Origin of the sequence: Streptomyces sp. NPDC094147 (assembly GCF_044764265.1) — a bacterium.
Taxonomy (GTDB): Bacteria; Actinomycetota; Actinomycetes; order Streptomycetales; family Streptomycetaceae; genus Streptomyces.
In genome coordinates, this window is sequence record NZ_JBIWHT010000014.1 from 1 (window position 1) to 19,469 (window position 19,469).

18 protein-coding genes are annotated in these 19,469 nt (G+C 70.5%); 10 read left to right on the forward strand and 8 right to left on the reverse strand.

Annotation, left to right across the window (positions count from 1 at the left end; genetic code table 11):
* The first annotated feature begins 278 nt into the window (after nucleotides 1-278).
* The 3 genes from ACIQ8J_RS21010 to ACIQ8J_RS21020 all read left to right on the forward strand — a co-directional run bounded on the left by ACIQ8J_RS21010 (nucleotide 279) and on the right by ACIQ8J_RS21020 (nucleotide 1,398).
* The gene (locus tag ACIQ8J_RS21010) at nucleotides 279-599 is read left to right on the forward strand and encodes a hypothetical protein (RefSeq protein ID WP_403275230.1); all 321 of its coding nucleotides are present in this window, start codon (nucleotides 279-281) and stop codon (nucleotides 597-599) included.
* Between the two features lie 145 nt (nucleotides 600-744).
* On the forward strand, nucleotides 745-1,062 hold the full coding sequence (locus ACIQ8J_RS21015) for a hypothetical protein (protein ID WP_403275232.1): 318 nt from the start codon (nucleotides 745-747) through the stop codon (nucleotides 1,060-1,062).
* 93 nt (nucleotides 1,063-1,155) lie between these two features.
* On the forward strand, nucleotides 1,156-1,398 hold the full coding sequence (locus ACIQ8J_RS21020; protein WP_403275234.1) for a hypothetical protein: 243 nt from the start codon (nucleotides 1,156-1,158) through the stop codon (nucleotides 1,396-1,398).
* A 178-nt stretch (nucleotides 1,399-1,576) separates the two neighbouring features.
* On the opposite strand, the gene ACIQ8J_RS21025 is transcribed toward ACIQ8J_RS21020, so the two are convergent.
* The 4 genes from ACIQ8J_RS21025 to ACIQ8J_RS21040 form a co-directional block, all read right to left on the reverse strand.
* Complete coding sequence (locus ACIQ8J_RS21025; protein ID WP_403275236.1) at nucleotides 1,577-2,302, reverse strand: hypothetical protein; 726 nt, start codon at nucleotides 2,300-2,302, stop codon at nucleotides 1,577-1,579.
* A 478-nt stretch (nucleotides 2,303-2,780) separates the two neighbouring features.
* On the reverse strand, nucleotides 2,781-2,900 hold the full coding sequence (locus ACIQ8J_RS21030) for a transposase (RefSeq protein ID WP_403275238.1): 120 nt from the start codon (nucleotides 2,898-2,900) through the stop codon (nucleotides 2,781-2,783).
* Between the two features lie 17 nt (nucleotides 2,901-2,917).
* A complete protein-coding gene (locus ACIQ8J_RS21035; protein WP_403275240.1) occupies nucleotides 2,918-3,100 on the reverse strand; it encodes a hypothetical protein in 183 nt (60 codons plus the stop codon).
* Nucleotides 3,097-3,609: a winged helix-turn-helix domain-containing protein gene (locus ACIQ8J_RS21040; RefSeq protein WP_403275242.1), complete on the reverse strand. Its 513-nt coding sequence runs from the start codon at nucleotides 3,607-3,609 to the stop codon at nucleotides 3,097-3,099. Before ACIQ8J_RS21040 ends, ACIQ8J_RS21035 begins: the two co-directional genes overlap by 4 nt.
* A gap of 2,573 nt (nucleotides 3,610-6,182) precedes the next feature.
* On the opposite strand from ACIQ8J_RS21040, the gene ACIQ8J_RS21045 reads away from it, so the two are divergent.
* From ACIQ8J_RS21045 to ACIQ8J_RS21060, 4 genes are read left to right on the forward strand one after another with little or no spacing between them, the layout of a single operon-like run.
* Nucleotides 6,183-7,490, forward strand: a complete 1,308-nt coding sequence (locus ACIQ8J_RS21045; protein WP_403275244.1) for a UDP-N-acetylglucosamine--N-acetylglucosamine transferase — start codon at nucleotides 6,183-6,185, stop codon at nucleotides 7,488-7,490.
* On the forward strand, nucleotides 7,487-8,236 hold the full coding sequence (locus ACIQ8J_RS21050) for a polysaccharide deacetylase family protein (protein ID WP_403275246.1): 750 nt from the start codon (nucleotides 7,487-7,489) through the stop codon (nucleotides 8,234-8,236). The genes ACIQ8J_RS21045 and ACIQ8J_RS21050 overlap by 4 nt, the downstream gene beginning before the upstream one ends.
* Before the next feature lie 57 nt (nucleotides 8,237-8,293).
* Complete coding sequence (locus tag ACIQ8J_RS21055; RefSeq protein ID WP_403275248.1) at nucleotides 8,294-8,677, forward strand: BlaI/MecI/CopY family transcriptional regulator; 384 nt, start codon at nucleotides 8,294-8,296, stop codon at nucleotides 8,675-8,677.
* A gap of 3 nt (nucleotides 8,678-8,680) precedes the next feature.
* Complete coding sequence (locus ACIQ8J_RS21060; RefSeq protein ID WP_403275250.1) at nucleotides 8,681-9,625, forward strand: M48 family metalloprotease; 945 nt, start codon at nucleotides 8,681-8,683, stop codon at nucleotides 9,623-9,625.
* A 58-nt stretch (nucleotides 9,626-9,683) separates the two neighbouring features.
* Here ACIQ8J_RS21060 and efeB read toward each other — a convergent pair whose 3' ends face one another.
* From efeB to ACIQ8J_RS21075, 3 genes are all read right to left on the reverse strand, one after another.
* Entirely contained in the window at nucleotides 9,684-10,955 is a 1,272-nt protein-coding gene (efeB, locus tag ACIQ8J_RS21065; protein WP_403275252.1) for an iron uptake transporter deferrochelatase/peroxidase subunit, read from the reverse strand.
* Between the two features lie 44 nt (nucleotides 10,956-10,999).
* On the reverse strand, nucleotides 11,000-13,030 hold the full coding sequence (gene efeU, locus ACIQ8J_RS21070) for an iron uptake transporter permease EfeU (protein ID WP_403275254.1): 2,031 nt from the start codon (nucleotides 13,028-13,030) through the stop codon (nucleotides 11,000-11,002).
* 145 nt (nucleotides 13,031-13,175) lie between these two features.
* Nucleotides 13,176-15,074: a protein kinase gene (locus ACIQ8J_RS21075; protein ID WP_403275256.1), complete on the reverse strand. Its 1,899-nt coding sequence runs from the start codon at nucleotides 15,072-15,074 to the stop codon at nucleotides 13,176-13,178.
* A gap of 358 nt (nucleotides 15,075-15,432) precedes the next feature.
* On the opposite strand from ACIQ8J_RS21075, the gene ACIQ8J_RS21080 reads away from it, so the two are divergent.
* The 3 genes from ACIQ8J_RS21080 (at nucleotide 15,433) to ACIQ8J_RS21090 (ending at nucleotide 17,923) form a co-directional block, all read left to right on the forward strand.
* On the forward strand, nucleotides 15,433-16,263 hold the full coding sequence (locus tag ACIQ8J_RS21080) for a hypothetical protein (protein ID WP_403275258.1): 831 nt from the start codon (nucleotides 15,433-15,435) through the stop codon (nucleotides 16,261-16,263).
* A gap of 97 nt (nucleotides 16,264-16,360) precedes the next feature.
* On the forward strand, nucleotides 16,361-16,732 hold the full coding sequence (locus ACIQ8J_RS21085; protein ID WP_403275261.1) for a tetratricopeptide repeat protein: 372 nt from the start codon (nucleotides 16,361-16,363) through the stop codon (nucleotides 16,730-16,732).
* A 144-nt stretch (nucleotides 16,733-16,876) separates the two neighbouring features.
* A complete protein-coding gene (locus ACIQ8J_RS21090) occupies nucleotides 16,877-17,923 on the forward strand; it encodes a M4 family metallopeptidase (RefSeq protein ID WP_403275263.1) in 1,047 nt (348 codons plus the stop codon).
* A 144-nt stretch (nucleotides 17,924-18,067) separates the two neighbouring features.
* On the opposite strand, the gene ACIQ8J_RS21095 is transcribed toward ACIQ8J_RS21090, so the two are convergent.
* Nucleotides 18,068-19,336, reverse strand: a complete 1,269-nt coding sequence (locus tag ACIQ8J_RS21095) for a phosphodiester glycosidase family protein (protein ID WP_403275265.1) — start codon at nucleotides 19,334-19,336, stop codon at nucleotides 18,068-18,070.
* Nucleotides 19,337-19,469 lie beyond the last annotated feature (133 nt).

Sequence of the window (19,469 nt, forward strand, 5' to 3'; positions counted from 1 at the left end):
CATATCCAGCACCACCCCGAACTCATCGACGGCTGCCTCACCGAAACCGGGCTGGTCCTCACGCCACACCCGACATGAACCCGAAAGGGTCAGTAACTGCAGAGCCCCGGTGAGACATCGCTCGGATCTGTCACGTACCCAGGATCGCAGTCCCAGCGAGCCTCCGGAACCCCTTCTGGCGCAGGCGCCCTGGGTAACACCCGTGACTAGTTCAGAGAAACCTGTACAGCCACTTCGTCGACACCTTCCGCACCGATCTCATCGCGGCATTCCTCCGCGTGCCCGACCCGAACGAGGGGCGCAGCAAGTGGGACCGGGTCGGCAACCCGTTCGGTGAGCTGATCGCCAAGACCCCAGCAGCCCGGCGCTGGCAGCTCCTTCTCGCCCAGGTGGCAGCCGCCTATGAGCAGCAGGCCATGGGCGACCAGGCCTGGCGGGGCGGCATCGACTCCATGACCGCGGCCTGGCTGAGGTTCCTCCAGGGCGAGGGCTACGCGCTGTCTGAGATCGAGGAACAGACCCTGGCGGCCGCCGATGCGCAGAAGGCGGAGCGAGCCGCCAAGGCTTCGGTGGGCGACGCGGAGCAGGACGCAGCCTGAACCCGGCGCCCTGTTGGGGAGGCCCGCCACAAGGGCCTCCCCCGCGAGTCCACACCCATGTTGACCTGCATGAACATGATTGACACTCCTTCCATGGTTAGTAGAATAACTATATCGCCGGAAGCGCCCGACCAGGAACGAGCCCATGGCCATCACCATCGACCGAACCACCGTCCTCAAAGCCCTAGAAACCGCAGACCGTCCCCTCCAGCGATACGACCTCGTCATGGAAATCTTCTGGACCGCCGGATACGACCGCGCCACCTACCGCACCGTCTACGACCTGCGCGGCGACCACTCCCAGTGCACCCGCCTGATCGACACCCTCCGAGCAGACGGCGAAATCATCCTCCTGCCCTCCACCGAATGGCGGCAGGCTCTCGGCCCCGACTTCGACACCACCACGGGCCACGGCAAGCGCGGCCACTACTGGTACGCCACCCGCGACCAGCACACCCGCTGAACCCAGGCAGACCGCGACCGCGCCGACCGCATAGCCACCATCACCGCCCGCCTGGAAGCAGCCGCCCTTCCACACCTCCACGTCCGGCACACCGTGTGGACCGACGACGGCGCCCTCGTTCACGACGGGCACCCCGACGCCCAGCACTCCGACCTGGAGATCTGCGCGCCAGACGGAGCCCGCGTCGGCGAGGTCACCTGCAACTACGGCCCCACCGACACCGATAACCCCGACGCAGCCCTCGCAGGCGCCCGAGCCTCGGCAGAGCTCTTCGCCCACGCATCCGCCGACCTCACCTTCCTCCTCGACCTCCTCAACGGCGGAGACCGCAAGTGACGACGCTCTCGGGAGTCGGTACGGATGCAAGCAGCGGAGTTGTTCGCTCAGCAGGTCAAGCCGCCCGAGGTCGCCCGGCGGCTGCGGGTGAGTGTGAAGTCGACGTACCAGCGCGCACGGCCGCCCAGGGTCTGTTCAGGCATATATCCCCCGAGGGCCCCCACAGGGGCGGGCCCTCTCACTCCAGCTCGAAACGCGGGCCCTGAGGTACGGGGGCGGCTACGGGGGCGGCAGCCGGCACGGGGGCCTTTCGGTGGTTCTCCCAGATCTCGTCCGGCTCCGACTCCGTCTCGCTGTCACTGTCGTCCGCCGCCTTGATGAGCGGCCCCTTCCTAGCGACCTTCTGATCCTGGTTGAACTGTTTGATGGAGTCCTGGAGCAGGTTCGGGTTCTCCAGGAGCGGCAGTCGCATGCCCGGGGCGTCGAGCCCGGTGGCGGCCTTGTACAGGCCGCGGGCAAAGCTGGTGCAGTTGTAAGTCGCCAAGTTGTAGTCCCGGTTGACCCGCGCGTACGCCCTGACCTTCTGAGCCTGCCCTTCGGTGAGACCGATGGGATCCAGCTTGGCGGTCGCGTTGACCGGCTGGTCGTAGTCCGTTTTCACGACACCCGGTACGGTTCTGAGAGCGCCGGCCGCGTTCATTCTCTCAGCCGGGAAGAACCCGTACGTAGTGCAGTGTGCTTTGCGGCCCGGCTCCTTTTTGTACAGCGCGACCCAGGCATGTCCGAAACTCCCCGCTGAGAATTCGGCTCGATGCGTCCTGCTGGATTTACTGACCTGGATCTGAAGAAGGTACTGGGGCTCGCCCGGCACCGGGGCCCCGTTGGCCGTGGGGGGCATCGCGGCTTCCCTCTGATCGGCAGGGGCCAGGGCTTCGACGGGCTCGGCTGGCTCCTCGTCGGGCACCCGTTGCAGAGCGGCATCCGGCATGCGCTGAAGCTGCCGTATCCGTGGGGACTCCGACCGGAGTTCCCCCGTCTGCTCCGGCGTCCAACGATGGCCCGCCTGACGGAGCATCTGCACGACGGCCGCGTTGCCCGCCACGGCTTGGAGAGTAAGAAGCCCAGCGGGCACGCCGCGGCCCGGAGCCTGCGTCCTGGCAGGTGCGAGACGGGGCTGCTGCCCCTTGCCGTTGGCAGTGGGGGTTTGCTCGTTGGCGTGCATGCGCGCCCTTCAGGGGAGTGGAGGCAGGGTCCGGGATGCCGTTGCCCGTCCGCCGGCCGCACGGGCCTCCGGCGAGCAACACCCCCTGCGTGGGGACGGTTTCACACGCCACCAACGTATTACTAACGGCCGCCCAACGCCCGCACTCCACCGCGTTACTGATCTCGGCTCGTTAGAGCGATATTGGTGTGTCGAGACCGCATTTGACGCGCGCCCACACTCACTCCACTGGGTTCAGGTCGGGCGAGTAAGCGGGCAGCAGGAACACCGTCAGCCAGTCGCGCTCGGCGACCAACTCGCGCATCTGGTAGGAGACATGGGTGTGTTGAGCCGGTCCCACACCAACACGACGGGCGCCTAGACCAGCTGGTGGACGCCGTCCAGGAGCGCGATGTAGTCGCGCTCACTCATGCTGCGGCACCGGCCCTCTCCCCCAGGGCGGGCGAGCAGGCGGTGACACAGGCGGGTACGGAACCCGGGCCTCATGGCGATCGGCCCGGCCACCGACAGACGCCCGGACCGGCGGCCGCTGACCGTCACGACCGGAGGGACACCACGCCGGCCTCAGGTGCGTCCTTTGGGCGGCCGGCGGGTGAAGCCTGCCTCGTCCTCGAAGCAGATCCATCCCCCGCAGGCCGCCCGGGCTCTTTTGCTTCCGCCCAGGTCGCCCCCTTCCGCACCGCCACCGCCTGCCCGTCGCGCTCGGCCACCCTGCGGGCGGGCATCTGCGGCTTGAAACCGAGCCAGCGCATCAGCCTGGTGGCGACCGAAACGCTGTAGGGGACATGGAACTTCCTCCCGATCAGCGTCGCCACCCGCGCCACCGTCCACACCTGGTCCTCCACCCAGGCGTGCGCGCCCGGACCCTGCGCGAGACAGCCGGCGAGCAGCGCGCGGACAACCGGCACCAGCCCCCGCGAAACGAGCGCCGCGGATCCACCCTGACGCCACAACTCCTGCCACTGGTAAACCGACTTCACACTCACCCGCAGCCGCCGGGCGACCTCAGACGGCTTAACCTGCTGAGCGAACAACTCCGCCGCTTGCATCCGCACCGCCTCCCGGCGCTGCCGAGCCACCGCCGTCAACCGCCCCCGTCCGCATATCTCACACACCACCGTCTACCGTCAACACCCCACCACCATCAGGACGTTCAACAAACAGAACCCTGACGCGCCGAGATCAGTAACGCGCACCCCGACAGGGCGAACACCTCGGGCAAGCCCACGCGAGCTCCACCTCCGGCCGACAACTGGCGCACCGGGCCACAACGGTCCGCGAAAACCCCGCCAAGCAGCTCAGCAGCGGCGAGACCTTCATCATCCTCGGCCGCCCCAACGTCCTCTGCTTCAGCCCTGAAGCCCCCTCGGCGCCACCCACGCCGGCAGCGCCCTGCTCCTCCACCAAGACCGCGCCGCAAACACGGACATCTCCAGGCAAGAGCTCATCAATCTCTACTCCAAAGCGACCAGAGATTGGCTCAAAAACAACGCTGCACCAATCGCCGGATTGACCACGAAAACCGATCTACCAGTCACCGTGTCCGCCCGACTCCGCATCAACTGGTCTCAGACGCCCGAGATCGAGTACGTCGTGTCGCGAGGCGTGTGGGGCGGGGTATCGGCCGTGTAGTGCAAGTGCAGAACGGTGTAGTGCGACTGGCCTTGCTGACCTGGCCTGGGGCGGGCAGTGTCGAGACGGACTGTCACGGGGTACGAGTGGAAGCGGCCGACGGCACAGTAGGGGACGCAATCGTTCACCCTGTCCAAGCCCTGGGCTACGGCCGATGTCGGTCCCCACTGCGTCCAGCGCAGGGAGACAAGGCCGTTGTTGCCGTCACCACAGGCGATCAAATAGCTGCCGGGCCGGACCTGAGAGTGCCCTGAACAATCAACTACGACGGTATTGGACCCCCCAAGTTGCCCCTTGGCGGCGGCTGGCCCGACAGTTGCGACCATGGCCGCAACTGCGCCGATGAAAACTGCTGACTTGATCTTCTGCCGCCGCATGTCTGCTCCTCGGACACTTCAGCTGGAAGCGAGTACGCCGCGAGAGCGTCGTGTCGGCGCTGTTCCCATTGTCCACTTCCATCTCCACGCTGCGACCGCGCCAGCGACATGCCACCCTTCTCAGTGAAAGCCGGACCTCGACTCCTGCCGTAGAGACGGTCACCGGCATCGCTTTCTTGGCGATCCGCGAACCCTGAGTGGTGCTCATCGCTTCGCGCGCGGGGACACTCACTAGCACCTTTGGACATCGCCCAGCTCCGCCGCCCTCCCCTGCCCCAGGAGCTTGGTGACCCTGGCGGCCCTGAAATGCCGGTCACCTTGAGGTTGTTTCCCCGGCATGCGTCCCCCTGGAATGCCGAGATTTCACGCCGCCCCCTGCGGCATGAAAAGGTCGCTCCGGACCGGGACCGGAGGGACCTTTCAACTGCTTCATACCTGGTCAGGCACGGTGGGCGTGGACGGTTTCGAACCGCCGACATCTTGACTTGCAAGAGTGTCAGGTAACCGAACCGGCCACCCATGACCCATCCGATGAAGAAATCGCAGAACACTTACGAGGACTGGGCTCCAGTGCTGCTATTGCACACTCTTGCAGGTCAGATCCATAGTGTCGGTTCGCGGGGGGTAGAAAATGGATTCCTCGCACTCGGCTTGGCAACCACGGCTAAAACCGCCTCCACTGCGAATCCACCTGGGACACTGCCACCCAACGCATGACGCTCCTCGCCTAAGAACGTGCCAAGGGACCATCAGCGGGGCTCCGTCGACCTAAACGACCTTCCGAGACTCTGCTCTACGAAAACAACCACACAACCCGTCCGACGCGACTCAGCTACTCACTCGGGCGTCCGCCCCACAGGGGAGTCCGGACTCCCCCGTGATTCGGTGATTCTTCCGGCTCGCGAACAGGAAGCGGTGGTCACGTTTCCGCCTCTGTCGATCTCAATGACAGAGGCGCCCCTCACTTGAGCAGGACAAATGAGTCCTCACTGCCCATCAAGGAGCGAGATGCTCAAGCGATCTGGCACCAAGGGTGAGGCACAGGAAGTCACACCTGTCCTCGAACCGCCCACCAATCGGCAGGCCAGCTCGCCCTACACCCAGGGCCATGAACTCCTCAATCCCTACTGTCCCCCGCTTGTCCCCCGGCTCACGAAAATTGCCTCCCGGACACCTGTCCGAGAGGCCAATCCTCATGTATCACCTGGTCAGAGCACCGGCACGCGAGGTCTACAAACCACGTCCGCCGCAGACGGAGAGCGCGGGCTGGCGATCGAGATTGCTCATGCGGTCAACCTATCCCTCTCGGGGCACCGAGCCCCAGGATCCACGCACAAGCCCGCGAGGTCCGGTCGGCGCTCGGCTTTCGGCAGGTCAGATGGGCGGCGCCGGGGGCCGGTTGGGCTGTGTTTCCGGTGGGCCCAGCGGCCCGCGCCCCGGGTGCGTCGGTTGTCGGCGCCTTCGCCCGAGCAACCCGCCGCCGCCCCTTCGGCACCCCACCCCCCGACGTTCTACATCATGTAGTAGATTCCCGTGGCAGCCCCCGCCGGGCCGGTCGTTACGGCTGCTCAGGGTGGCGCTGCTTCACGTGCTCTTCAGGAGGCTGATCGGCTGTGCCCCGTCGCAACATCCCGGATCACGTCCGGCCCACCGACCCGCCCCGCACCGGACGCATCACCATTGTGTCCGCCAGTGTGGGGGCTGGGCACGACGGTGCCGCCGACGCCCTCGCAGTGCAGTTGGAAGCGGCCGGGTTCGTGGTGGACCGGCACGACTTCCTCGATCTGCTGCCAGCCCGGCTCGGCCGGGTCCTGTCCGGTACGTATCACCGGCTCCTGACCACCGCGCCCTCCGGCTATCAGCGGATCTACGCCGCCACCGAACGCTCCGGCGCCCCCGGTCCCGTGATCCGCGCCCTGTTCCGCAGCGCCGAGCGCCGCACGCTCCGGGCGATCGGGCCGCACGCGCAAGCGGTCGTGTCCACCTATCCGGGCGCGAGCCAGGTGCTCGGCGCGCTGCGGCGCAGCGGGCGACTGGGCATCCCCGCGCTCACCTACCTCACCGACTTCTCCGTACACCCGCTCTGGGTGGCCCAGGGCATCGACGCGCACCTCGCGGCCCATGCCATTCCGGCGGCGCAGGCGGCCGCCCTCGGCGCGGCCCGCGTGATGGTGACCGGCCCGGTGACGGGAACCCGGTTCACCGCGGCCGGTGAGGCCGAACGCCGGTCCGCCCGCGACGAGTTCGGCCTCCCCCACGATGCCGCGCTCGCGCTGCTGGTCGCCGGGTCCTGGGGGGTCGGCCCGGTGCGGGAGTCCGCCGCGGAGATACGGGACAGCGCGGCCGCCGAACCGGTCATCGTGTGCGGACGCAACGCGGCGCTGGCCGAGCAGTTGCGCGCCGACGGGTTCCGGTACGTGCACGAGTGGGTGCGGGACATGCCGCTGCTGATGCGCGCCTGCGACGTCCTCGTCCAGAACGCCGGCGGGCTCACCTCGATCGAGGCCTTCGCCAGCGGTCTGCCCGTCGCCAGCTACCGGTGCATACCGGGCCACGGGCAGACCAACGCGGCCGCCCTGGACGAGGCGGGACTCGCCGCCTGGATACAGGAACCGGAGGACCTCACCTCCGTGCTCTCCGATCTCGTCAAGGGACCGCTCGGGGAGCGCCAGCGGTCCGCCGGTCTCGCCCTGTTCTCCTCGGGTACCGGTCCCGTCGCCGCCATCACCGGAGCGACCGTCCCGCCTCCGGTTGCGGCGAAACGCCCCCGCCGGGCCCGGCCCAGGCCGGCGTTGGCGGCGGTCGCGCTGGCCGCCACCGTCTCGTTCGGGATCGGCGCGCCGCTCGCCCATGCCTACGGGTCCGACCCCGGGCGGCTCTCCACGCTCGCCCACAATCTCTTCGAGAGGTACGAACTGTGAGCTCCCGTACCACCAGGGCCGCTCTGCTCGCCGCCACCGGGGCGCTGCCCGCCCTCGCCGCCGCGTACGCGGCTCCGGCCGTGTCCACCTTCGGCCCGCTGCGCAACCGCACGATGCCCCGGCTCTCGGGGCAGGGCGACCCCGACCACATCGCGCTGACCTTCGACGACGGGCCCGACCACCTCTCCACCCCGCACTTCCTGCGCCTGCTGGACCGCGAAGGGGTGCGGGCGACGTTCTTCCTGCTCGGCTCGATGCTCGTCCGCTCGCCGGGGCTCGCCAAGGAGATGGCCGCCGCCGGGCACGAGATCGGCGTGCACGGCTGGGCGCACCGCCCGCTGGTCCTGCGCGGCCCGCGCACCACCCGTGACGACCTCGCGCGGGCCCGCGACCTGATCGGCGACGTCACCGGTGAGCGGCCGCGCCTCTTCCGGCCGCCGTACGGGGTGATGAGCACGGGTGCCCATCTGGCCTGCCGGGACCTCGGGCTGACGCCCGTGCTCTGGACGGCCTGGGGCGAGGACTGGCGCGGCCGGGCCACGCCCCGCTCGGTGCACGACACGGTGATGGGCTCGCTGCGCGGCGGCGGCACGGTGCTGCTGCACGACTCCGACTGCACCTCCGCCACCGGCTCGTGGCGCACCACACTGGCCGCGCTGCCCACCCTCCTGGACACCTGGCGCGACAACGGCTGGCGGACCGGACCGCTGCGCGACCACGGCTGCGACCGGCTCTACGCCGCGTAGTAGCTTGGGGTCCGCCCGGTGGTCATCGGGCGGACAGGTTGACGAAGGAGTACGAGCGTGACGGACGACGGCGCCGGGACGGCCGGGCGGCGGGCGCCCGGCGAGCTGGAGAACGAGGTGCTCGCCGCGCTCTGGGCGGCCGGAGCGCCCGCCGCGGCCGGCAGCGTCCGCGAGCAGGTGGCCGGCGCCCCCGCGTACACGACGGTCCTGACCATTCTGTCCCGGCTGCACGACAAGGGCCTGGTCACCCGGCAGCGCGCCGGACGCGGCTACCTCTACTCCCCCGTACGGGACGAGGCGGGGCATGCCGCGGCGGGGATGCGGGCCCTGCTGGAGAGGGGCGGCGACCGGGCCGCGGTGCTCGCGCGGTTCGTCTCCGAACTCGGCACCGAGGACGAAGAGATCCTTGAGCAGCTGCTGCGCGGGCACAAGGAGGGCTGAGCGGTGCTCGTCGCCCTCTTCACTCCGCTCGCGGTCAGCGTGGTGCTCGCCCTGGCGGCGCCCTGGGCCGGCGGTCGGCTGCCGCCGCGCATGGCGGCCTGGCTCTTGACGGTCGCCTCGCTCGTCGCGGCCCTCGGCACGGCGACCGCGCTGGGCATGACGGCCTTCACCCTCATCGGGCAGATCCCGGTCGTGGCCGCGGAAGGCGAGTGGTCGCCGGGCGTGCTGGCCGCGCAGGCCCCGGTCAACTCCTTGGTCGCCGCCGTCTGCGCGCTCGCCCTCGCCGGGGGCGTGGGCGCGCTCGCGGTCAGCGCCTGGCGGCAGACGGCGATCTGGCTGGCGGCCCGCCGCGAGAGCCGCGCCCTGCCAACTGGCAGTGATCTGGCGGTGGTTGACGATCCGGTGCCGCAGGCGTTCGCGCTGCCCGGGTCGCCCGGCCGCGTCGTCGTCTCGTCCGGGATGCTGCGGGCGCTGTCCGCCGACGAGCGCACCGCGCTGCTCGCCCACGAGCGGGCCCATCTGCGCCACCGCCACCATGTGTTCCTGCTGGTGCTGCGCCTTGCGTCGGCGCTCGACCCGCTGCTGCGGCCCGTCGCGCGGGCGGGGAGTTTCGCGGTGGAGCGCTGGGCCGACGAAGAGGCCGGCACCCTGGTGGGCGACCGGCCCCTGGTGGCGCGGGCGGTCGCCCGTGCGGCGCTGGCGGCCAAGCGGGCCCCGCGGCACTCGCTCGCGGCGACCGGCGGCCCGGTGCCGCAGCGCGTACGGGCGCTGCTCGCTCCGCCGCCGCCGTTCCGCCGCGATCTGGTCGCGGCGCACGCGCTCCTGATGGTGATCTGCTGCGTCAGTCTGGCGCTGTCCGCCAACGACATGGACCAGCTCCTCGACACGGCCTCGCCCGGACACCTGCACACGGCGGCCGACCGGGCCCATCACCACCACGAACACTAGGGCGGGTCCGACGGGTCCCGGCCGGACTCGTCGGACCCGCCCTGTCGGCGGGGGCCGCTCAGGTCGCGAGCAGGCCCCGGCCCAGCCAGTCGGAGGAGTCCTTGACGCCCGGCAGCGCGAAGAAGTAGCCGCCGCCGGTCGGGGAGATGTAGTCGACGAGCGGTTCGTCGATGAGCCGCTCCTGGGTCGCCTCGAACTGCCGCTTGACGTCCTGCTGGTAGCTGCAGAAGGCCAGGCCCATGTCGAGGTTGCCGACGTTGTCGATGCCCCGGTCGTAGTTGTAACCGCGGCGCAGGATGCGGGAGTTGTCGGTCTCCGCGGTCCTGGGGTTGGCGAGGCGGATGTGCGCGGTCATCGGGATCGCGTTGCCGTGCGGGTCCTTGGCGTAGTTCGGGCTGTCGGTCTCGGCCGCGCCGTCCAGCGGGGCGCCGGTGTCCTTGCGGCGGCCGAACATCTTCTCCTGCTCGGTGAGCGAGACCCGGTCCCAGAACTCGACCAGCATCCGGATGATCCGGATGACCTGGTAACTGCCGCCGACCGCCCAGGACGGCTCGCCGAGCGAGTCGCCGACCCAGATCAGCCGGTCGGTCTCGCGCGCGGACTTCACGTCCGGGTTGACGATGCCGTCCTTGAAGCCGAGCAGGTTGCGCTGGGCGCCGGAGGGGCGGGGCGCGTTCTGGAAGCCGTCGATGCGCCACTTGATCTGCATGGCACCGCGGGTGTGCCGGGCTATGTCGCGCAGCGCGTGCAGCACCACGTCCTGGCGTGCGCCGCAGATCTGCAGCGAGAGGTCGCCGTGGCATTCGGCGGCCTTCAGATTGTCGTTGGGGAAGGTCCGCATGGGCGTGAGGCGCAGCGGCTTGGCCTTGGCGAGTCCGTACCGGTCGTCGAAGAGCGAGGCGCCGACGCCGACCGTGATGGTCAGCTCGTCGGCGGGGACCACCGGACCCAGGATGCCGTTGTCGGACGGCGGGGCGCCGACTCCGAGGTCGTCGGGGGCGCCGCCCGCGGTCAGGAAGCGGGCCCGTTCGGTGATGGTCCGCAGCAGGTCGGCGAGGTCCTTGCGGCCCTGAGCGATGACGTCGAGGGAGACGAAGGCGGCGGCCGCGGGCTGCGGGGTGAGGATGCCGGCCTGGTGGGCGCCGTGGAAGGGCACCTTCCCCGAGTCGGCGGTACCCGCCGCGTGCGCCTCGGTGGGACGGGCCTGGCTCAGCGCGAATCCCCCGCCGGCCAGGACCGCCCCGGCCGCTCCCGCGCCCAGGGCCGACTTGACGAACGAGCGCCGTCCGGCGGGGCAGCCGCCTTGCGGGGCAGGGGTTTCGGCGGGCATGTCGGGGTTCCCTTCGGGGCGTGCGGCAGATCGTGCGTCGTTCATCAGGCGGACTTCCGGATCTCCAGGAGGTCCGGCACCGGGGACAGGTCTTCGAGCAGCTGCCCGGTCGCGCCGTTCAGCCGGGTGCGGGCGGCCGGGTCCAGCTTGTCGACCGGCGTCCAGCTCTGGTCGTGGTGCGCGGCGTCGAGCAGCTTCTGCACCCGGTCGATGTCGCCGTCGACCCTGGGGAGCAGCTGGGCGTCGCGGGTGGCGAGCAACGGCCGCAGCACGCCGAGGAGTTCACGGGTTCCGGCGAGGTTGGCGTCCGCGGTGGCGAGGCTGGTCCCGCTGCCCTGGTCGGCGTCGCCGGTCAGCTCGAACTGGAGGGTGTTCTCCAGGATCTCGTGGGTACGCAGCGGCAGGTCGGCCGGGTCGAAGTCCTGGGTGGGGAACGCCTTCTGGAGACCGGCGGTGTCCTCGGCGAGGTGGGCGGCGGGCGCGGTGAGATCGCTCGCCGACTGGCCGTGCCACAGGCCGTACTCGATCCGGTGGAAGCCGCTGAAGTCCTTGTCGTTCACGCCGTCCGGCAGCCCGGCGGGGCGCCCGTTGATCTTCTTGTCGAAGTCCTGGAAGGTGCCGTAGGCGGCGCCGAGCGAGGAGTAGGTGCGGTGCGCGGTGAGCCAGTCGGTGCGCGCGGCGTCGAGGTTGCCGCCCGCGATGTCGTCGCTCAGCTGCTTGGTCTGCGCGACGAGGGTGGTCAGGCCCTGGCCGACGTACTGCTTGTACGAGGTGAGCGGTGCGGCGAGGTCGGCCTCGGAGACGGGCACGACGGCCTTGGCGGCGCCGCCGCCGCTGACGCGTACGGGTACGGAGGTGACGGCCTTGCCGCCGGTGGGCACGCAGCGCCAGGCGTAGGAGCCGCCCGCGACGGTGGCGACCAGGTCGCGGGTGGTGCCGGGGGCCAGGCCCTCGATCTCGCCGTACACCGCGTTGCTCGCCGGGTCGATGAGGTAGACCTCGGAGGCCTTGTCGCCCGTGTTGTGCATCTGGAAGGTCTGCCGGCCGGGCTTGGGCGCGGCGAATCCCTTGCCGCACTCCTTCTCGGAGACGGCGATGGTCTGGGCGTCGGCGGGCTTGGACTTGCCGAAGGCCACGACGCCTCCGGCGACGGCGGCCGGGACCGCGACGACGGCCACCGGGACCACCCAGGCGGGCCGCTTGCGGGTACGGACCGGCGCCTCCTCGGCGGGCTTCGCCTCCGGGGCGGGCTTGGCGTCGGCGGAGGAGCGCACGCCCCGCACGAACAGCGTCATGACCACGGCGAGATAGCCGATGTACGCGATGACCTGGAGCCAGGTCATCGTCGGCGTCAGGTTGAACACGCCCTGGACGAGGGTGCTGTACCAGGCGCCGGGGTCGATGCTCTGGCTCAGGTCGACGGCGTACGCGGACTTGCCGGGCAGCACCCCGCCTTCCTGGAGGTCCCGCAGTCCGTAGCCGAGCACGCCGGCCGCGATGACGATGAGGACGGCGCCGGTGGCGGTGAAGAACTTCGTCAGGTTGATCTTCAGGACGCGGCGGTAGAGGCCCCAGCACAGGCCCGAGGCGATGACGATGCCGATTCCGGCGCCGATCATCGGGCCCGCGGATTCGCCGGCCGCCCGCGCCGTGGTCCACAGGAACAGGGCGGTCTCCAGGCCCTCTCGGCCCACCGCGAGGAACGAGGTGACCACCAGCATGCCCGCGCCCATGGCGAGCGCCCCGGTGACCTTCTCCTTGATCTCGCCGGAGAGGCTGCGCGCGGAGCGGCGCATCCAGAACACCATCGCCGTGACGAACGCCACGGCGATCACGCTGAGCGTGCCGCCGAACGCCTCCTGGGCGGTCGCGGACATGCTCGCGGCGGTGAAGGTGAGCACCGCCCCGAAACTCATGGCGAGCGCGACCGCCGCGAGCACCCCGGTCCATACCTGCGGCAGGCGGGACTTGGCCCCGGCCCGTACGAGTGTCGCGACCAGGATCGAGACGATCAGCCCTGCCTCAAGCCCCTCCCTCAAACCGATCAAAAAGCTCGGAAACGCGTCGTCCAACATGCCGTTCTCCCCAGCCCTGCAAAGGCGTGCCTCGCCTCAGTTAGCGAAGGCATACCTTAATCAATGAGGACTAAGGCGTCTACACAGGTGTAGTCAGGTACCTCCGGCGCCCGTGCCGGGCGGGCTGCGGACGCCGCTCCCCTGTCTAGTCGTTGTTCCACAGCTGGGCGTGCTGACTGGCGTCACAAGGTGTCACCATCGCCCCGTTGCTGCCGACTTCGAGACACTCCCCACTGGACGTGTTCCTGATGGTGCTGCCGGACGAGGCACGGGAGCCGATGCGCCAGTGCTGGCCGCCGGACTGCCCACAGGGGAAGGCAGTTGCGTAGCCGGTGAAGCCGCCGCCGGCTCCGCCGAAGTCGCTGCCGCCGACGAGGCAGTAACCGGTGGCCTTGCTGATCAGCTCGAAGCTGCCGTCGGACGCCGGGGAGAAGGTCCACGCGTAGGACGCGCTGGAGGAGCAGGGCCCGTACGACGCGCCGGTGCCACCGCTGCTCAGGCACTGGCTGTTGGAGACGTTCTTCACACGGTAGGTGCCCGGCGAGCCGATCGTGGACCCGGACTGCGGGGGTGGGTCGGCCGGGGGCGGCTGGTTGCCCTGGGTCCCGCCTCCCGGCTTTCCGCCCGAGGACCCGCCGGACGAGCCGCCGGAGGCTCCGCCCGCGCCGGTGGCGCCGCCGGTGGCGGCCGGGCCGCCCTGGTGCGGATCGGCCCCCGGGGGCGGCGCGGCCGGACCCGAGGCGCCCGGGGAAGCCGGCGGGGCGCTCTGGCCGGGACTCGGTGCGCCCGACTGCTGCGGCTGCGCCGAAGCACTGGGACCCGGGTGTCCCGCGGACGGCGACCCGGCCGACGAAGCGGCGGCGGGCGGCGCCGCGCCGCGCGGGGAAGAGTCGTACGGCAGGAGGTTGACGCCGATGACCGTCCCGGTGACCAGCACGGCGGCGGGGATGACGGTGACCAGCACGCGGGTGCGGCGTTCGCGGGGCTTCTTGGCGACGGGCGCGACCAGCGGAAGCTCTGCTTCCGGCTCGGTACGCGGCCGCAGCCTCAGGGTCGACTCGCTGACCTCGCCGGCCTCGGGAACCTTCGCGGCGAAGGCGGCCCGTTCGGACAGCCGGTCCCTGACGGACTGCGGCCACGCCACGGCCCCGGGCGCCACGTGGTCGCGGGCGAGGTCGAGCAGTTCGGCCGCCGACGGCCGGGCCGCCGGGTCCTTGGCGAGGCAGGACTCGACGACGGCGGCCAGCTCCGCGTCGACCTCGCGCACCGGGCCGAGGTCGGGTTCCTCGTGCACGATGCGGTAGAGCTGGGCGTGCCCGGCGCCCTCGCCGAAGGGCGGGCGTCCGGTCGCCGCGTAGACGAGCAGGCAGCCGAGCGAGAAGACGTCAGAGGCGCCGGTCAGGCGCAGGGTGCCCGCGGCCTGTTCGGGCGCCATGTACGCGAGCGTGCCGATGACCATGCCGGTCTGGGTCAGTCGGCTCTGGTCCGCGGCCCGCGCGATCCCGAAGTCGATCACGGTGAGGCCGTCGAGGGTGAGCATCACGTTGGAGGGCTTGAGGTCCCGGTGCACGATCTCGCGCGCGTTCACCGCGCCCAGGCAGGAGGCCATGTCCCGCAGCAGCAGCCAGAGCGCCTCGGGCGGCAGTGAGCCGCCGTGCAGGTCCACTGCCGCGTCCAGGGTGAGTCCGGGGATGTACTCGGTGGCGAACCACGGCGGCTTGGCGGTGCGGTCGGTGGCAAGCAGGGCGGCGCTCACGCCGGTGGGCAGTCGGGCGAGGTTGTCGAGTTCGTGCCCGAAATGACGCAGGAAGTCCTGGTCTTCGGCCAGCATCGGCAGGACCTGCTTGACCGCGGTGAAACGCCCCGACGCGACGCCGAGGTAGACCCGGCCCATCCCGCCGGAACCGAGCCTGCCGACGAGCGGGAACGAACCGATCTGCCGGGGGTCGTCCGCCGCCAGCGGCACGGCCCCGCTGCCCGTCAGGTCGAAGCCCTTCCCCTCGCCCTCCGGCACGCTTCCCTCCTGGCCCGCCTCTGACGTCACAGCCGCCTCCCCCGCGAGAACAACACCTTCCCCCTCCCATGACATGCTCCTGCCCAGGAAGGTTCCCGAGACCAGGAACAGGATGCTCGCACATCCTCCAAGTGGGGCCCCACCAGGGCAAGTTCCCAGTCGATCACAGATGGGGCCGCCCGCGCGGACCGCATGATTCCGCTTCGGCGCCCGGGAGCTCCCGAGCGGTCCGCCGCCCCTCTCCCGCCCCCCACAGCGCGATCGTCTACAGTCACGTAGACATTGACTGGGTGGGGATCACCACCGAATCGGACCAATCAGCCCAACCATGCCCGGATCAGGGGCAGTTGAGGCTCTGGCGCGGCGCGCCGGGAGGGCAGGAGCGACCATGGGTCAGCCGATCAGCGAGGCCATGACCAGGCCGGAACCGGAGCGGCGCCACCGGGCGGCCGCGCATCGGAGCGGCTCCGGTTGGAGCAAGGTGCCCCAGGTCACGGCCCTGTTCTGGATCGTCAAGGTGCTGACCACCGGCATGGGCGAGACCGCGTCGGACTACCTGGCCCGCACGCTCGGCCCGATCCCCGCGGGAGGCCTCGGGCTCGTGGGCCTGGTGGTCGCGCTGGTGCTGCAGTTCCGCAGCGACCGGTACCGGCCCTGGACCTACTGGTCGGCGATCGTCATGGTCAGCGTGTTCGGCACCATGGCCGCCGATGTCGTGCACGTCGTCGCGGGCATCCCCTACATGGTCTCGACGGTGGCCTTCACGGTGGCACTGACCGCCATCCTGATCGCCTGGTACGTCAGCGAGGGCACGCTGTCGATCCACAGCATCCGCACCCGCCGCCGCGAGACCTTCTACTGGGCCACCGTCCTGGCCACCTTCGCCCTGGGCACCGCGGTCGGCGACCTCACTGCGGGCACGCTGAAGCTGGGATACCTCTCGTCGGGCTTCCTCTTCGCCGCCTTCATCGCGGTGCCCGCCCTGTCCGGCCGCTTCCTCGGACTGAACGCGGTGGCCGCCTTCTGGTGGGCGTACATCCTGACCCGACCGCTGGGCGCCTCCTTCGCCGACTGGATGGGCGTGCCCACGAGCCGGTCCGGCCTCGGCTGGGGCACCGGACCTGTCACCCTGGCGCTCATCGTGCCGATCGTCGCGCTGGTCGGCTACCTGGCGGCCGGCCACAAGGACACACCGGCGGAGCAGCCGGTCGGCCAGTAGCCGGGACGGCCCGACGCACTAGTGGAATGTTCAACCACATCATTGCGTTGAGCGGGGTGCACGGCCCCCGAGCGGGGCCCCCGGACAGGAAGCACCCATGACCGCCGTACGCAGTGAAGTGACCGACAGCTACTACGAGTTCGGGACGCCCTCCGAACGCTGGGAGCGCGCCCGGCAGTTCTTCGAGGCGAAGGAGTACGTCACGGCGGCGGGCATCCTGACCGGCCTCGTCGCCGAGACGCCCGAGCAGGTGGCCCCGCGCCTGCTGCTCGCGCGCGCCTACTACCACTCGGCCCGGCTGAAGAAGGCCGAGACGCAGTTGCGTGCCGTGCTCGAACGCGACCCCGTCGAGCAGTACGCCGTGCTCATGCTGGGCCGCACCCTGGAGCGCCAGGGCCGCCCGGCGGACGCGGCACCGTATCTGCGGGTGGCCGCCGCCCTGGCGGGCGACTTCCCCGTCGGGGCCTGATCCGCCGGACACCCTCAGCACCACGGCCACTCCTCTGCACCACGGGCGCCCCTCCTTGGCAAGGGGCGCCCGTCGGGCGGCATATTCCAGCCAACTCAACTGCGTCCGGTGACAGTTAAGTGACGCTGTGCCACATTGATGCACATGAACTCAGCCGTTTTCTGCACCGTGGTGCCGCCCCACATCCTCGACAGGCTCTCCCAGCACGAGGACCCCGCCGTGTACGGGCCCGCGCGCCGCACCCTGGAGCGCGACGCCCTGCTGCGCACCCAGCGCCGGATCACCACCGTCCGCGGCGTCGCCGCCCCCACCGGCACCCCGTCCGACAAGCCCGACCGCACCATCTACGACGCGGGTCACCAGGAGACACTGCCCGGCACGAAGGTGCACGCGGAGGGCGACCAGCCCTCCGGCGACGCCACCGTCAACCGGGCGCACGCGGGCCTGGGTGCCACCTTCGAGTTGTATCTGAAGGCGTACGGACGGCACTCCATCGACGACTCGGGACTGCCGCTGATCGCGACCGTCCACTACGGCGAGAACTACGACAACGCCTTCTGGAACGGCGACCAGATGGTGTTCGGCGACGGAGACGGCGAGCTCTTCCTCGACTTCACCCTGCCGATCGACGTCATCGGCCACGAACTGACCCACGGCGTCACCCAACACACCGCGAACCTGGACTACTTCGGGCAGTCCGGCGCGCTCAACGAGTCCGTCTCCGACGTGTTCGGCTCGCTCATCAAGCAGTACGCGCTGGGTCAGAGCGCCGATCAGGCCGACTGGCTCATCGGCACCGGACTGCTCGCCCCCGGCGTCCACGGCGAGGCGCTGCGCTCGATGAAGGCCCCCGGCACGGCGTACGACGATCCGAAGCTCGGCAAGGACCCGCAGCCCGCGACCATGGACGACTACGTCCGGACCAGCCGCGACAACGGCGGGGTGCACATCAACTCCGGCATCCCCAACCACGCCTTCTACCTGACGGCTTCGGCGCTCGGCGGCAACGCCTGGGAGCGGGCCGGCAAGATCTGGTACGCCACGCTCACCGGCGGGGAGCTCGCCACCGACGCCCAGTTCGCCGACTTCGCGCGGCTGACCGCGGCGAGCGCGCGCAGTCTCTACGGGGACGGCGACGAGATCCAGGCGGTGCTCAAGGCCTGGTCCCAGGTCGGCGTGCCGGCAACTTAGCGGCCGGCCGGTCGCACGGGTCGGCCGCGCGCCCCTCGCCCCGCACGTCCCCGATGTCGGGGTCGTGCCGGGGCGCGCGGCCGGTCGGCCTCCGCCGGGGAATCCGATGCCGGAGAGGACGCGGGGCGTGTGTCCGCGCCGCCCTCACCTCGCGTAGACGGCGACGAAGTCCCGGGTCGCCTGGTTGTAGTAGCGCTCGGGCGGATTCTGGAAGTCGAGGAGGTTGGTGGGCTTCGGGTTGGCCGGGTCTCTGGTGGAGTCGTAGCTCATGAAGGAGGGCCAGGCCCGGTTCATGTCCAGCGGCATGGCGCGCACCGCACCGGCCTGCTGCATCAGTTCGGCGAGGGTGCGGGCGGTGAGGGCCTGCCCGACGACCATGACGACGTCGCCCTCCGCGGTCACCCCGACCCCCGAGCGCTCCACGAACATCCGACTCTGGTCCGTGGCACCCCACTTGGAGTCGACACCGATGTCCGGCACGACCCGGCCGTTGTCGACCATGAGCTCCAGGCACTGGCGCACCCCGGCCACATCGGGGGTCATCCACGCGTCGCGGCCCCATTGGCCGATCCTGATCGAGCCGTCCTTGTAGAAGACCTCCGCGGCCGCACCGTCGCGCAGTCGGCCCGCCGTCTCGCCGTCGAGGTAGAAACCGCCGTGCGAGCCGCCGTCGGTGACCTTGAAACCGCCGTTCCAGGTGGCGATGAGACCGGTGCGCCTTCCCCGCGGAATGGTGGGCGGCACGGAGAAGTCACCGCCGGGTTCGCGCAGCCCCGGATGCAGTTCGAAGCGTGCCTTCTTGGCGCTGACCCAGGCGACGGCCGCCTGGTAGGAGGTGTGGTCGCCGTCGGGGCGTACGTAGGTGCCCTGCACCACGGGCTCACCGTGTGCGGTGCTCAGCACCCGCCACACCCCCTCGCCCGGCAGACCGGGAGTGACCAGCGGCCGCATCGGGGAGCGCAGGGGCACATCCTGGTGGTGGACCAGCATGGGCGGGGTCGTCGCGCTCATGCGGGCGAGCGCTTCGCTCGGCAGGGTGCCGCCCACCTTCGGCGGGTCCAGTTCGTACTGGAGGTTCTCCAGCTTGTCGACGACGGCCCCCAGATTGTGCTCGCGGGCCCAGCCCGCCAGCCGGGCCTCCGTGCTGTCGTCACCGGGGTAGGTCAGCGCCTCCCCCACCGAGTAGCCGAGCGCGCCGACGCACACCGCGCACACCGCGAAGGCGCTGCGGGTGGCCAGTTTGCGACGGCCGAGCTGCGCCGGTGTCAGCGCGCTGCGGGGTTTCCACGGCACCAGCCGCCGTCGCGCGGCCTTCGCCGGGCCCGCCCCGCCCGCTGCCGTACCGGCCGCCCCATCCGGTCCGCTCCCCTCGCCCTGCCCGCCGCCGACCGGCCGTCCCGTCCGCTGCGCCATGTCGCTCTCCCGGACTCCTCGTGACCTTCACGGCCCCATCAGCACGAGGTCGCGCTTCGCGGTGGCCGATGGCCGCGGACGACCCGGCACGCCATTTCACAACTTAAGCGGGCTTTTCGAACATCTCGACCGG